Here is a 13,170-nt window from a genome sequence, read left to right as displayed (position 1 = left end):
GGCGCTGTACAAGGGCACCAGCTGGATATGACCAGACCGCTTAATGCGGCGCCGGTCATCCCAGGCGTTCCCTACTTCAGTCCTAACCGGGCGCGTAAGCCGGCAACGTCATCCTGACGGGCGGCAAAATCATCAAAAGCACGATCGGCAACCGGAATAATGTGGCGCTGAATAAATTCGGCACCTTCCCGAGCCCCGGTCTCACCCTCTTTCAAACAGCACTCCCACTCCAGTACCGCCCAGCCGTCGTAGTCGTACTGCGCCAGCTTGCTGAAAATGCCTTTGAAATCGACCTGTCCGTCCCCCGGCGAGCGAAAACGCCCGGCGCGGTCAATCCAGCGCTGATAACCGCCATACACACCGCTGCGGCCGTTAGTCAGGTACTCAGCATCCTTCACGTGGAATGCCTTGATGCGCGGATGATAGATATCGATAAACTGCAGATAATCCAGGTGCTGTAGCAGCAGATGGCTGGGATCGAACAGAATGTTGCAGCGTGGATGATGATTAACGGCGGCCAAAAAGCGCTCAAAGGTTACGCCGTCATGCAGATCTTCGCCCGGATGAAGTTCATAACAGACGTCAACATCGTGGCGATCGAATTCATCCAGCACCGGCAGCCAGCGGCGTGCCAGCTCGGCAAACGCCTCCTCCAGCAACGCCGGATTGTGCGGCGGCCAGGGGTAGATATAGGGCCACGCCAGCGAGCCGGAGAACGTCGCATGCGCACGCAGCCCGAGCTTCGCCGACGCTGCCGCCGCCTTTTTCACCGTTTCAATGGCCCAGGCCGTGCGTTTTGCGTTATCACCGCGAACATGTTCCGGCGCGAAGCCGTCGAATGCTGCGTCGTGCGCCGGATGCACCGCAATCAGCTGTCCTTCCAGGTGTGTCGAAAGCTCGCTGATTTCCAGCCCATACTTCGCCAGCAACGCCGTAATATCATCGCAATAGGACTGACTGACCGCCGCGCGCTCCAGGTCGAAAATCGACGGATGATTGCAGGGCATTTGCACCGCCCGGTAACCCAGCCCGGATGCCCATTGCGCCAGCCCTTCCAGCGAATTGAAGGGCGCCTGCTGCCCGATAAACTGTGAAAGAAAAATGCCAGGTCCTTTTAACGTTTTCACGTACACCTCCGGTTAATCAAACCGCTTCATCCCGATATTTAAAGGAGAAGAGGAAAAGCGTGGCGATCGCCGCTGCCGCGATAGCGGGGATCCACCAGAATGTTGCCCAGTTTTCAGCTGTGCCCTGACCGGCCACGAGGCTGTTGTAAAGCGCGCCCGAAATCTGCGAGCCCAGCAGCATGCCGATGCCATACGTGAACATCACCACCATGCTCTGCGCCTGCCCTTTCACCTTGTCGCCGGCGATCCTGTCGGTGTAGATGAATCCCACCACAAAGAAGAAGTCATAGCAGACGCCGTGCAGCAGAATGCCCAGATAGATCAGCGCGCGCCCTTCGTCGCCCATGCCCATCGCGAACAGCGCATAGCGCACGAACCATGCCAGCATCCCCACCAGCAGCATGTATTTGACGCCAAGGCGGCGGAACAGGAACGGGATAACCAGCATGAATAAGATTTCAGACATCTGGCCAAAAGACATGGCGGTGCTGACGTTCGTTACGCCTGCGTCGGCCAGCCATGAAACCGTATAGGCGTAGTAGGTGCCAAGCGGAATCGAGATCAGTGTGGCGCACAGCGCAAACACAAAGAAGTGCCGGATTTTCAGCAGTGCAAACGCATCGGCACAAAACAGATCGCGCACTTTTACGGGCAGCCCTTTAGCAGGTGCCGGCGTGTGCGGCAGCGTCAGGCTGTAGATTGCCAGCGCCACGGAGCAGACGGCTGCCACGGTGAAGATGGAGGTGCTCGCAGATATCCCGGCGAACCCAATAAAGACGCCGGCGACAATCCAGCCAATCGTGCCGAACACACGCACCACCGGAAAACTCTTGTCGCTGCGGGCCAGGCTATGAAAAGCGATGTTATTAGCCAGCGCCAGGGTGGGCATAAAGCACAACGTATAGCCAAACAGGAGCGCAATCAGCAGCGCACCGTTTTCCGCAATCAGGGCTGCCGGGACAAACCAGAGAATCACTGCGCCGGCAAGATTCATCACCGCCATCACCTTCTGTGACGGGAAGAACCTGTCTACCAGCATACCCAGCACAAAGGGTGAAAGAATCGATGCTATCGGCCCGGCGGAGAACGCATCACCGATTAATAACGACATGTTGTGCTGCGCCATCACCAGCCCAAGCGTAACCGACCAACTGCCCCAGATGAAAAACTGCATAAACATCATGAGCGAGAGACGGGGAATCAGTAGCCGCTGCTGTTTCACTGCACTTGCCGTCTCTGTTTCTGTCATAGCCATAACGACCTCGCGCTTTAAAGTAATCGATTACATTTAAGGACAGAAACAAAGTAATCGATTACAAAAAATCATTCCGGCTGTTTGATCACAGATCGAACACTCTTTGGCCGGGGTTGATACTCATGCGTGCAGGGATAGTTCAGACAAGCATCTACATGCTCACTACTGGTACTGGCATTGTGGTGTCCTGTAACGCATCGATCACGTGATTCAGGTTACAGGACTGTGCGATCAGCGCACTGGTGGCTTACTTACATCGACATCTGTTCAGCTGCTTTTAAATGCTGCTCAACAACCGGTGTATGCGCGTCCGCCAGCGCTTTTACATCCGGATCTTTGATGTTTTTAGCGTCAGCCTGCAACTTTGAGAGCACCATTTTGTGGTCTTTGGTACCGGCGTTTTCCATATACATTTTGTCAAATGCCTCGCCGCTCTGCTTGTCCAGTTTGTCGGCCATCGCCTTGTGTTTCGCGTCCGGCTCAGTCGGAAGCGTAACGCCCTTCTGTTCGGCTACCGTCTGCACTTTGGTCAGTGCACTGCCATGGTCGTCGACCATCTTCTGTGCAAAGGCTTTAACATCACTGCTTTTGGCCTTGCTCAGCGCGATTTTAGCAGCGGCGATTTCGTTAACATTCGCCTGCGCCATGTCCTTCAGCGCTTTTTCATCGCCGGCACTGAGTTTAGCGCCCGCTGTCGTTTGCGCAGTGGCACTGTTCTGCGCGGTACCTGACGGCGTTTGGGCTTGCGCGTTAAGCGTGGTGAACATCGCTGCGACTGCCGTTACTGCCAGCAGCCCTTTCAAGGTTTTACTCTTATGCATTTTGTTCTCCAGATGGACAGATGTAGGGTTGTTATCCGGTCATTAACCGTGCACAGCTTTTGAGGTAACTTTTCAACTGTAATGGTGAGTATAGTAGATTGATGATTTGTGACGGACTTAACCGGGTAGGCCGCAATAGATCCTGCACTCTGGAGCCTGCATGATACGACTTGAAGATGTTACGCTATTCGTTCGCGCCGCCGCGCTGGGTAGCTTCTCCAGCGCCGCCCGTGAAGCGGATATTCTTCCGGGCCAGGTCAGTGCTGCCGTCAACCGACTGGAGCGTGACTTGAATAAAAGGCTGTTTGCACGCTCCACGCGCAGCCTGCGCCTGACCGCCGAGGGCGAAACCTGGCTCCCCTATGCTCAGGAGATGCTGGCAATCCTGCAGGCAGGTACGGAACTGCTTCAGGGCAGTGAAGATGAAATCCAGGGCGAACTGAAGATAGCCATCCCTTCAGACATCGGACGCAATATTATCCTGCCGGTGATCACAGCTTTCTGCGAAAAGCACCCGAAAATATCTCTGCGACTCTACCTGTCAGACAACGTTAGCGACGTGTTTCGCGATCCGGTGGATGTCGCAATCCGATATGGCGTGCTGGAAAACAGCAGTTATGTTGCGCTGCCGCTGGCAGAGGATAACCGCCGCGTGCTCACCGCTTCGCCGGCGTACCTCCTTAAACACGGCAGACCCCGGCAGCTGGATGATCTGCGCCTGCATCACTGTCTGCTGTATACCCTGAACGGCCACGTCTACGATAAGTGGTCATTCCCGGAAAATGGGATGCGCAGGCAGATTACGGTCAGCAGCCGTATGCTGTGCGACGACGCGGACCTGGTGCGGCGCTGGGCTGTGGCGGGCGTGGGGATTGCGTATAAATCCTGGATAGACGTTAGCCCGGACGTTGTGGCGGGAAGGCTGGAGGTGCTGCTGCCAGAACAGCCCGGCGAGGCCGTGCCGCTGAATCTCATCTGCCCACATCGCAAGCAGTTCTCGCCGGCTATCCGTGAACTGCACGGCTTGCTGCGTGAGCATCTCAAAGCCATCACCGCACTGATGCGCACCCATCCCGCTTTTGTTTCGGGTGCGCAAGCCAACGATATGAACCTGACATCAACTGTCGCCGGGCAGCGCTACCCGAAACGAGACAAAACGATTTAGCAGGCGCAGGAGAAGCCAGGATCAGAAGCAGGCGTTTCACCCTGCAGAGGAAGTCCTTCATCAACCCAGCCGGTAAGGCCGCCAATCATCTCCTTTACGCTGAAACCCAGGCTTGCCAGACGGATGGCGGCGCGGTGCACGCCGTTACAGTGGGGCCCGGCACAGTAAACCACAAACAGCGTGTCAGGCGCGTAATCGGCCACTCCTTCTGCGGTGATCGCGCCTGTCGGGATATTGATCGCCCCGGGCACATGCGCTTTTGCAAAGGCATCGCTTCCTCTTACATCGACTAACACATAATCAACGTCACCTGCCTGCTGGCTCTGATGGACATCGGCGCAATCGGTCTCAAAGGCGAAACGGCGGCTGAAGTGCTGCAGCGCTTCGGCGGGTGATGCTGCCGGAATTTCACGGATTAAACTTCTCATGGGCACTCTCTTCTGGATAACGGGTTTGATGATTGTAGGGAGCAGCATCCGACTGATAAAGTGGCGGTCCTGACAATAACCGGTAGTTTTCCGCCAATGTTCAATCCCCCGGGCTTAGTGGCCATACTGGCTTATGACGGGCTCTGTACCTTTGAGTTCGGAATTGCTGTGGAGATCTTTGGGCTTCCCCGACCCGAATTTGATTTTCCCTGGTATCAGCACCGGATAGTGGCGGTTGATCCCTCGCCGATAACCGCAACAGAAGGTATTCAGATTGTTTCAGGTTTTGGTCTGGACTCGCTCTGCGAAGCGCAGACCATCATTATTCCGGGCTGGCGTCGTCGCGATGAAACCCCACCGCAGGCATTGCTGGACGCACTGCGTGCAGCCAGCGATCGCGGGGCACGTCTGGTTTCCATCTGTTCTGGCGTATTCGTGCTGGCTGCAGCGGGCCTGCTGAGCGGCAAGCGCGCCACGACTCACTGGCGTTATACCCGTGAGCTGGCAGAGAAGTTTCCCGACATAACCGTGGACCCTAATGTGCTCTACGTTGATAGCGGACAAATAATTACTTCTGCGGGTAGCGCTGCAGGTATCGATGCCTGTTTACATCTGATTTGTCGTGACTACGGGACACACATTGCCAATGTGGTAGCGAGACGTTTAGTGATGGCGCCGCAAAGATCGGGCGGACAGATCCAGTTTATTCCCTCCCCCGTCGCACAAAAGCCGCGCGATGAGGTTGCTTCCGTTCTTGAATGGATACTTCAGAATTTACACATGAATCTCTCTGTGCAGCAGATGGCAGAGCGTGCAGTAATGTCTGAACGCACATTTTTGAGGCGTTTCAAAGAGGCGATGGGAACCACTCCTAAAGCCTGGCTGCTTCAGGCACGGATGAATCTTGCCCGTGAGTTACTGGAGAGTAATGCGCTGCTTAATGAACAGATAATGGAGCAGTGTGGATTTCAATCCATGGAGAGTTTTCGCGCCGCTTTCCGTAAATCTGCGGGAGTCTCACTCTCCTGTTACCGTAAGACCTTCGGCGGCAACAGGCCCGTTGATTCAGCACCCGCAGCTGACTGTTTCAGCCCGGCGCAGTAACGCCAGGCTGAAAACGATTTACCGGGCTTTAGTAACCGGAGGAGCGACAGGATCGCTGTCTGAGCGCTTCAGATCATCTGCAGCGGTCAAATCGCGCGGTGGCTGAACTGGCGCCTGTGCGGTAACGCTCTCTTTTGGGGCGCCGAAACCTGCCTGCGCTTTATTGCCGGCATGCTCGATATCAACCTCCTGATGGCGCACTGAATCGGTGATATTCTCCTGGCGGTCAGACTCATCTTTCCGCACCACCACCTCTTCCGTAATGTGGGTTGTTTTGTTCACTACCGGGCGCTCATGCGTCTCTTCGACCTCAATCGTCTTCTCTTCCCAGTCCACACTGCCAGCTGGTGCAACCTGCGTAGCATCGCGACGGAAGATGTCGGCATGTTGTTCATGCAGCGAAACAGATTCAGAAACCTGATCGGTCACGGTATAGCGGCGGACGCGAGTGGTGCCTTCGCTGACAATACGTTTGCCGACCTCCAGTCGCTCTTCGGCCAGGCGCAGTATCTCCTCTTCCGTTTCGTCGCCGGTTAACGTTGTGCGCACCGGTGACTCACCGGCTATACCGTCACGCTCAACGCCCGGAGCAGCAGATTGATACTCATCACTCTCCGTTAACAGCGTACCTGAGCTGGAGGGCGTGATCAGGCCAGTGGTGTCGTGCGCGTCCAGAATGCTATACGCCCGCGGTAACTCATCTTCTTTCGCGCGCAGCGTCAGTACGCTGCCACCGGCGCGTATCGCATCCTCATACACTTCACTCTGTTCTTCATCCAGCGATTTACCAAAGAGGCGCTGCCAGAAGCTGGGGTGACGCGCTTCATGCCCCTCTTCACGTAGTCTTTCGCCAGAGATGACATCAATATCATGCTCGTGGAAACCCGCTTTGATAAGGCTGCGTTTAGCACCTTCTGCCTGAGCCAGCGAATCGTACATTGTCACAATTTTTTCGTGTTCCATAAGTACCTCTTGCAGGGTAGGCTGAATTAACTCTCATCATCTTCTTTATGTATCTCTACATACTGTTTTCGCACAGGAACAGACTCCTCGTGATGCACCTGCTCCTCAATGCGGCGAATATGTACCTCTTCCCGGAGAATCAGCCGACGAATGACTTCGACCTCTTCCTCAACAACCGGTACGATAATTACGCCGTTCTCTTCCCGAATATCCGGCACCTTTCCGACAGGCTTATTAACGGGAACATGCGTAATATCCACCTTTTGATGGCTAAGCGTCAGATTGATAACCGATTGATTTTCAGCAGTCATTCGTTTCACGGTAATCGTTCTGTCGATGACAGTTTCACGCGACACATCCAGTTTTTCCTCCGCAAGGCCCAGGATCTGTTCCTTGTTATCCCTTTGTTTTTCATTACCTGAAGAGGAAGACATATAAACCCTTTCATCAACGTTAACGATGCATATATCTGACGCTATGCAATTTAATTTGCGATTTTTCAGTCTGGTTTAGACCCGAATATTTGCAAGCAAAGCGGCTTGATGGCAGTAAATTTATAAATCATGACAAGACGAATGCCGGGACGGATGCTTACACAATCAACAATCATCTTGCCCTGCCTTAATTCTCCCTGTGCCTCCACGCGCAAGTGGCTATCAGGCACGTAATAACCTAATGAAACCCCGGTTTTTAATTCAATTAATTTACTTTAAATACAACTACTTGCACAATTATGGTGTCAGGATGGAAAATCTTATTCAGCAAGCATCCTCTTTTTAAAATCTACTGTTATAAGTTGTTTTATAGCGATTTAATAAGTTTAGAATATTGTCAGTCACTGTAACTTTTTAAAACATTTATTTACGCCTCTGCAAACAGTCGCACTATTTTTTTCGGATAAGTCCGCAGGCATGTTACTCAAAATTTTAATCAGCTCGCTCTGCATTGATGGTGACCGTTCAAAGCCAATATGTCCTTACCCATTATTAATCTTTTTTCTTATCGCACTTGATTAATAGAGACCAGCTGACTGACGTGACCGTTGTAATATTATTCCTGAACCGTTTGGCTTATTTCTTTTTCATAACGATTTTCTGGCGATTTAATCATGACTGCTACACTTACCAACCAGCGCTGGAGAGCATTCAGTTTTTCAGGCGAATGCCCGCTTTATCCGGCAATTTATATTTATAGGGAGAGAGATTATGACTAATCGTCCACAACACCCGCAGAAAGCGCAACAGCAAACATGGCCTGGCAACATTCAGGAGATGCAGCCAAAGGCCGATCACGGTGAAACCACTTATAAAGGTAGCGGGCGACTGAAAGGTAAAACCGCCGTGATTACCGGTGGGGATTCTGGTATTGGCCGGGCGGTGGCGATCGCCTATGCCCGTGAAGGTGCTGACGTCGTCATCTCATACCTGGACGAACATGATGATGCAAAAGACACGGCGAGTCTGGTAGAGGAAGCGGGACAGCGCGCGCTGTTGATTGCAGGTGATGTGACAGAAGCGGAGCACTGCCGTCATATCGTTGCTCAGACTGCGGCACAGTTTGGCAAAATTGATATCGTGGTGAATAACGCAGCTTATCAAATGACGCGCCAGTCGCTTGATGAGATCAGCGATGACGAGTTCGATCGCACCATGAAAACCAATCTCTACGCGATGTTCTACATCTGTAAAGCGGCGGTGCCGCATATGCCTTCCGGTGGTTCTATCATCAACACTGCCTCCATCAATGCCGATCAGCCTAAGCCGAAGCTGCTGGCCTATTCAGCAACAAAAGCCGCCATCGTTAACTTTTCCGGCGGACTGGCGGCACTGCTGGCGGAGAAAGGGATTCGTGCCAACGCCGTTGCGCCTGGCCCCATCTGGACGCCGCTGATACCGGCCACAATGCCGCCGGAACAGGTTGAAAGCTTTGGTAGCGAAGTACCGTTGCAACGCATGGGGCAGCCTGCCGAGCTGGCAGCTGCGTATGTGATGCTGGCCAGCGATGAGGCCAGCTACATCTCTGGCGCCACAATTGCGGTGACGGGCGGCGTGGCTGTGATTTAGGGTTGATCAACAGAGAGCGGATATTTTCTTCTGAAGCCGACGACAGATAACGTACCGTCGTCGGCTGCGCTGCCGGAGCCGCCTGGCTAATGCAACGTGAGAAATTACAGGTATAATCCGGCGTATCATTCAACGGATTCAGAAGCGACAATGACGAAACTTACCTTACAAGAGCAGATGTTAAAAGCTGGTTTAGTGACCAGTAAAAAGATGGATAAGGTGAAAAGAACCGCCAAAAAATCCCGTGTTCAGGCGCGTGAGGCGCGTGCCGCCGTGGAAGAGAATAAACAGGCGCAACAGGAGCGTGATAAGCAGCTCAGCGAGCAGCAAAAGCAGGCAGCGTTGGCAAAAGAGTACAAAGCGCAGGTTAAACAGCTTATTGAGATGAACAGAATTGTTATCGCCAGAGGCGAGATCGCTTTTAACTTCACCGACAATAACCTGATCAAAAAAGTCATGGTGGATAAGGCAACACAGGCTCAACTGATTAATGGCCGACTCGCGATTGCGCGCCTGGTCATTGATAACAGCAGCGAGAGTGAATACGCCATTATCCCGGCAAGCGTTGCCGATAAGATCGCGCAGCGTGATGAGAAGTCCATCGTCTTAAACAGCGCGCTGAGTCAGGAAGAGCAGGACGAAGAAGATCCGTATGCCGACTTCAAAGTACCCGATGATTTGATGTGGTAATGCGCCCGCCTGTCACGCCGGCTACGTAGTTTTAAAACGGGCAGGGATGACGGGCGTTAATCGCCTCTCCACTGACGGGATGAACAAAATGCAACGCGCTGGCGTGCAACATCAAACGCGACGTCTGTTCCGTACCCGGCAACTGGCGACCACCATAAAGATCGCATCCTAAAATTGGGTGCCCCAGCCACTGGCAGTGAATGCGCAGCTGGTGGGTGCGCCCGGTCTGCGGCGCTAAGGTGACGCGCGTCAGGGGCAAAGGCGTACCGCCCTTCCCCGGCTGGTAAAAGCGCTCCACTACCTGATAATGCGAACAGGCTGGCTTGCCCTGGTCAGCGCAAATGGTCATCAGAGGGAAGAGCGCCGGGTCTCGGGCTATCGCTGCATTGATTATGCCCTCGTTCTCATGCAGGTGCCCGCAAAGTAACGCGCTGTACAATTTAGTGACGGTGCGCTGGCTGAACTGCTGGCAGAGCGCGGCGTTGATCGCTTTATTAAGGGCGATCACCATCAGCCCGGAAGTACCGAAGTCAAGCCGGTGCACAAGGGTACAGCCAGGAAATAGTTGCACCAGGCGGTGATGCACAGAATCAAGGTTTTGCGGATTTTTTCCGGAGAGGCTCAGCAGCCCGGTTGGCTTGTTGATGATCGCTAAATGCTCGTCCTGATAGAGAATCTCTATCTGCTCGTGGCACGGCGGGGCAATAAATGTATCGACTATCGCAGACATCAGACTGACCGGCGGAAAAGTGGCTGCGGATAATAACGGATTTTTAGCCAGCTGGCGAGCCGGACCGCGTGCCTGATGGCGCGCAAAAGGGTGCTGCACGGGCATTTATCGGTAAAAGCTGCCCCAAAGACGTAGCCGATACCGGCAATGTGTTTTACACTGCGCGCTGAATAACTGAGTAGATAAACAATTAAGCAGACGGTAATGGCTATGAACGGAACGATCACGACCTGGTTTCAGGATAAAGGTTTTGGGTTTATTAAAGATGAAAACGGCGATAACCGCTATTTTCATGTGATTAAGGTCGCCAATCCGGAGCTCATTAAAGTTAAAGCCGCGGTGAGTTTCGAGCCCACCACCAATAATAAAGGCTTGTCCGCTTATAACGTTAAAGTTACACCGGAAAGTAAATATATCTTTATTGCCAATGAGCGACTGAAGCTGACGTCGATCAAGTCCTGGCTGGTTTACACCGAAGAAGAGCCGGTTGAGACGCGAATTGATAAAGAGAATGCAGTGCTGTCGGTAGGCATGCTGATGAACAGCATAAAGCCGAAATCCGCCACTAAAGCGGGGGAAATGCGTCCGGTGAAGAAACTGGCAATCACAACTTTCCAGGGCACCACACTTATCTTCACAGAAGATGAGATCGACATCGATAACACAGCGAAGATGCTCAAAGTCTGACCGAATTTTGCTGAATACTGCAAAATCAATTTGTAGTATTCAGCGCCGGCTGGCTATGCCTTACTCACCTCATACTGCACCGAAAGCTGTCCCTTCTTCTCCCTGACCCGCGTGATCAGCACTTCACCCACCTCAGAAGTTTGTGAAACATGTGTTCCGCCACAGGCATATGCAGGCAAGTCTCCCCACGTAATCATGCGCCGGCTCTCCTCCTCGCGCTGGTGACGCGGCAGCGCCTGGCTCACCAAATCTGCCACCTGCCGGGCAAAATCCTCCGCCGTGACGGCGATTGTCTGCTGACCGGGTTCAAACACTATTCGCCCCTCTCCGGGACGGTGATCACCTTTGATACCTTGCCAGCCGTACTTTTCACCCGCGACCGCAATCAGATGCCCGGCCGAATGATAACGTGTATGCAGTTGACGCAAATTGCCATCGACCTTTAAGGTGACCGGACCGATATCCAGTGGCGCATCCGTAATGTGGATGATCTCCTTCGCCTCCTGCACTGCCTGAAGCATGTTCGCCTGCCCGATGGTGCCTTTGTCCGATGGCTGACCGCCGCCCTGAGGATGAAATAGCGTGGCGGAGAGCGTGACACGGTAGCGCCCGTCTTCCTGTGGAGTACAACCGGTAACGGACGACTCTGCCTCGAGCGCATCGCTGAAAAAGTATCTTTTTTCTGTCATGGGATAGTCCTTATTCTGCCCGGTTATCATTTACTCTCTAACCTGGCTGATTGAGATCGGTTTGACGATCGTGCCTCTGTTCGCCATCAGGAGAGGCAGAATGACAAATCAGCCGCGCAACTGGCAAGCGTAAACTGATGATTAAGCGTCACTATTTTTACCGGGGAGTAAATCAGGCGGGAATTTAGCCGGTGCGTTTTTGCACCCGATTAACGTGAATAAGTTCAGTGAGCGTGATTACCGGCCTCAGCAATAACTGCAGGCTGCCAGCAACAAAGAGCCAGGTTCCACCCGTCATCAGAGAGTCATAGAAGAAAAAGATGCTGCCAATCAGAAACCACACTGCTATCAGCAGATCGTTCACTGCGCCCAGCGCCCGATAGCGACGCTCAATAACAATATGGTCAGCGCCAACATCAATTTCGGCCTTTCGCTTTTGCATCTCTTCTCTCGGAAAATAGCGCCAGCACTGCGAATATAGACCACCAGTGAGCCTTTAAATAGCCGAAGCGCCAGCGTGAAATAAAAAAGCGGGCGCTTAACCCGCTCTGTTCTCTTCCTGTTCTTCATCGTCATTATCATCGCGATAGGCCGGGCTTTCCGCGTCATCCGGAACCGGCTCAACATACTCTTGATCTGGACGTTCAGACATAATTACCTCCTGTTCATGTATGAACGTTAAATATAGACCACTTTATCAATGCCGATGCCGCGCCCATCTTAGCCGGTCACTAAGTAAGCGCATAATGTCCTCGCTTAGCATTGTCACTTGATTAAGAGAACGCGTGTTGCCACAGGTAAAAAAAGCCCGCCGATTAAAATTTCAGGGCTCCAGCGCATCCTGAATAGCGTCCGCAAGGTCAGCAACTCTTTTAGCAACATTATCTAAATCGTAACCACTCTTTACGCTGCTGTTGGATGTAGGTGCAGCAACGGCGGCTTTGGCAATCTCTAACGCCGCCTGTACAGCCAGTAACCGCTTCTTGTTTTCATCGGTTACATCATCCGTTCCAAAATAGTTTTCTAACATGTAAAGCTCCTTTTCATCACTCTTCGGCATAACATACCCCAGATAATCCATAACATGAAGCATAGAGTTTCTGAAAAGAGTCGCTGATGGTTAATCGCTCTGGCATCCGCTATTACGCCCTGGCTATAACAAATATGCGCGAAATAGAGTATTTGGTTTTTAATGATAAGTGAACGCCAGAAAAATAACTTAGAGCATTCTTATTATCAATTTCATTGACACGCCCCAGCACGAAAATACAAATTTCAACATATTATCATGCGTCACAGAGCAGCATTTAAAGAGTGTAATATTATATGAATAAATATGAATACTCCCCCGTAAATAAGCGAAGCGCAAATGCCATTATAAATTAATCATTATCAACGCAACGGTTTAATAAATTTCTTCGTACTGTTATTGTTGACGCGGACAATCG

15 protein-coding genes are annotated in these 13,170 nt (G+C 52.5%); 5 read left to right on the top strand and 10 right to left on the bottom strand.

The window, feature by feature from the left end; all coding sequences use genetic code 11:
* Positions 1–71: 71 nt before the first annotated feature.
* From HA48_RS10275 to HA48_RS10265, 3 genes are all read right to left on the bottom strand, one after another.
* On the bottom strand, positions 72–1,127 hold the full coding sequence (locus HA48_RS10275; protein ID WP_128601200.1) for a sugar phosphate isomerase/epimerase family protein: 1,056 nt from the start codon (positions 1,125–1,127) through the stop codon (positions 72–74).
* Between the two features lie 16 nt (positions 1,128–1,143).
* A complete protein-coding gene (locus tag HA48_RS10270; protein ID WP_425270666.1) occupies positions 1,144–2,382 on the bottom strand; it encodes an MFS transporter in 1,239 nt (412 codons plus the stop codon).
* 251 nt (positions 2,383–2,633) lie between these two features.
* Positions 2,634–3,203, bottom strand: a complete 570-nt coding sequence (locus HA48_RS10265) for a DUF4142 domain-containing protein (protein WP_128601198.1) — start codon at positions 3,201–3,203, stop codon at positions 2,634–2,636.
* A gap of 160 nt (positions 3,204–3,363) precedes the next feature.
* Between HA48_RS10265 and HA48_RS10260 the strand changes: the two genes are divergently transcribed.
* Entirely contained in the window at positions 3,364–4,368 is a 1,005-nt protein-coding gene (locus HA48_RS10260) for a LysR family transcriptional regulator (RefSeq protein WP_128601197.1), read from the top strand.
* Here HA48_RS10260 and HA48_RS10255 read toward each other — a convergent pair.
* Positions 4,365–4,796 (bottom strand): rhodanese-like domain-containing protein, encoded by a 432-nt coding sequence (locus HA48_RS10255; RefSeq protein WP_128601196.1) that lies wholly within the window; start codon positions 4,794–4,796, stop codon positions 4,365–4,367. The two genes, HA48_RS10260 and HA48_RS10255, sit on opposite strands and share 4 nt — an antisense overlap.
* Before the next feature lie 96 nt (positions 4,797–4,892).
* On the opposite strand from HA48_RS10255, the gene ftrA reads away from it, so the two are divergent.
* Entirely contained in the window at positions 4,893–5,900 is a 1,008-nt protein-coding gene (gene ftrA / locus HA48_RS10250; RefSeq protein WP_128601195.1) for a transcriptional regulator FtrA, read from the top strand.
* A gap of 18 nt (positions 5,901–5,918) precedes the next feature.
* Here the strand turns inward: ftrA and HA48_RS10245 are convergent, their stop codons facing one another.
* Together HA48_RS10245 and HA48_RS10240 are read right to left on the bottom strand one after the other, a co-directional pair.
* On the bottom strand, positions 5,919–6,863 hold the full coding sequence (locus tag HA48_RS10245; protein ID WP_128601194.1) for a YsnF/AvaK domain-containing protein: 945 nt from the start codon (positions 6,861–6,863) through the stop codon (positions 5,919–5,921).
* A gap of 26 nt (positions 6,864–6,889) precedes the next feature.
* Complete coding sequence (locus tag HA48_RS10240) at positions 6,890–7,297, bottom strand: DUF2382 domain-containing protein (RefSeq protein ID WP_128601193.1); 408 nt, start codon at positions 7,295–7,297, stop codon at positions 6,890–6,892.
* A 771-nt stretch (positions 7,298–8,068) separates the two neighbouring features.
* On the opposite strand from HA48_RS10240, the gene HA48_RS10235 reads away from it, so the two are divergent.
* Both HA48_RS10235 and HA48_RS10230 read left to right on the top strand, forming a co-directional pair.
* Entirely contained in the window at positions 8,069–8,926 is an 858-nt protein-coding gene (locus HA48_RS10235; RefSeq protein ID WP_128601192.1) for a glucose 1-dehydrogenase, read from the top strand.
* A 150-nt stretch (positions 8,927–9,076) separates the two neighbouring features.
* Positions 9,077–9,616 carry a DUF2058 domain-containing protein gene (locus HA48_RS10230; RefSeq protein WP_128601190.1) on the top strand — a complete coding sequence of 180 codons (540 nt, stop codon included), beginning with the start codon at positions 9,077–9,079 and terminating at the stop codon, positions 9,614–9,616.
* Positions 9,617–9,647: 31 nt separating this feature from the next.
* Here HA48_RS10230 and HA48_RS10225 read toward each other — a convergent pair whose 3' ends face one another.
* On the bottom strand, positions 9,648–10,346 hold the full coding sequence (locus HA48_RS10225) for an RluA family pseudouridine synthase (RefSeq protein WP_128601188.1): 699 nt from the start codon (positions 10,344–10,346) through the stop codon (positions 9,648–9,650).
* 204 nt (positions 10,347–10,550) lie between these two features.
* On the opposite strand from HA48_RS10225, the gene HA48_RS10220 reads away from it, so the two are divergent.
* Positions 10,551–11,033 carry a cold-shock protein gene (locus HA48_RS10220; protein WP_128601186.1) on the top strand — a complete coding sequence of 161 codons (483 nt, stop codon included), beginning with the start codon at positions 10,551–10,553 and terminating at the stop codon, positions 11,031–11,033.
* A gap of 53 nt (positions 11,034–11,086) precedes the next feature.
* On the opposite strand, the gene HA48_RS10215 is transcribed toward HA48_RS10220, so the two are convergent.
* The 3 genes from HA48_RS10215 to HA48_RS10205 form a co-directional block, all read right to left on the bottom strand.
* Entirely contained in the window at positions 11,087–11,722 is a 636-nt protein-coding gene (locus HA48_RS10215) for an alanyl-tRNA editing protein (RefSeq protein ID WP_128601183.1), read from the bottom strand.
* A 184-nt stretch (positions 11,723–11,906) separates the two neighbouring features.
* Positions 11,907–12,164 (bottom strand): YrhK family protein, encoded by a 258-nt coding sequence (locus HA48_RS10210; RefSeq protein ID WP_128601180.1) that lies wholly within the window; start codon positions 12,162–12,164, stop codon positions 11,907–11,909.
* A 381-nt stretch (positions 12,165–12,545) separates the two neighbouring features.
* Complete coding sequence (locus HA48_RS10205; RefSeq protein ID WP_128601178.1) at positions 12,546–12,752, bottom strand: hypothetical protein; 207 nt, start codon at positions 12,750–12,752, stop codon at positions 12,546–12,548.
* Positions 12,753–13,170: the final 418 nt, after the last annotated feature.

This window comes from Pantoea wallisii (genome assembly GCF_002095485.1).
In the GTDB taxonomy this organism is placed as follows: Bacteria; Pseudomonadota; Gammaproteobacteria; order Enterobacterales; family Enterobacteriaceae; genus Pantoea; species Pantoea wallisii.
Note: the sequence above shows the minus strand (reverse complement) of the source record. Positions and strands in the feature narration are given on the sequence as shown.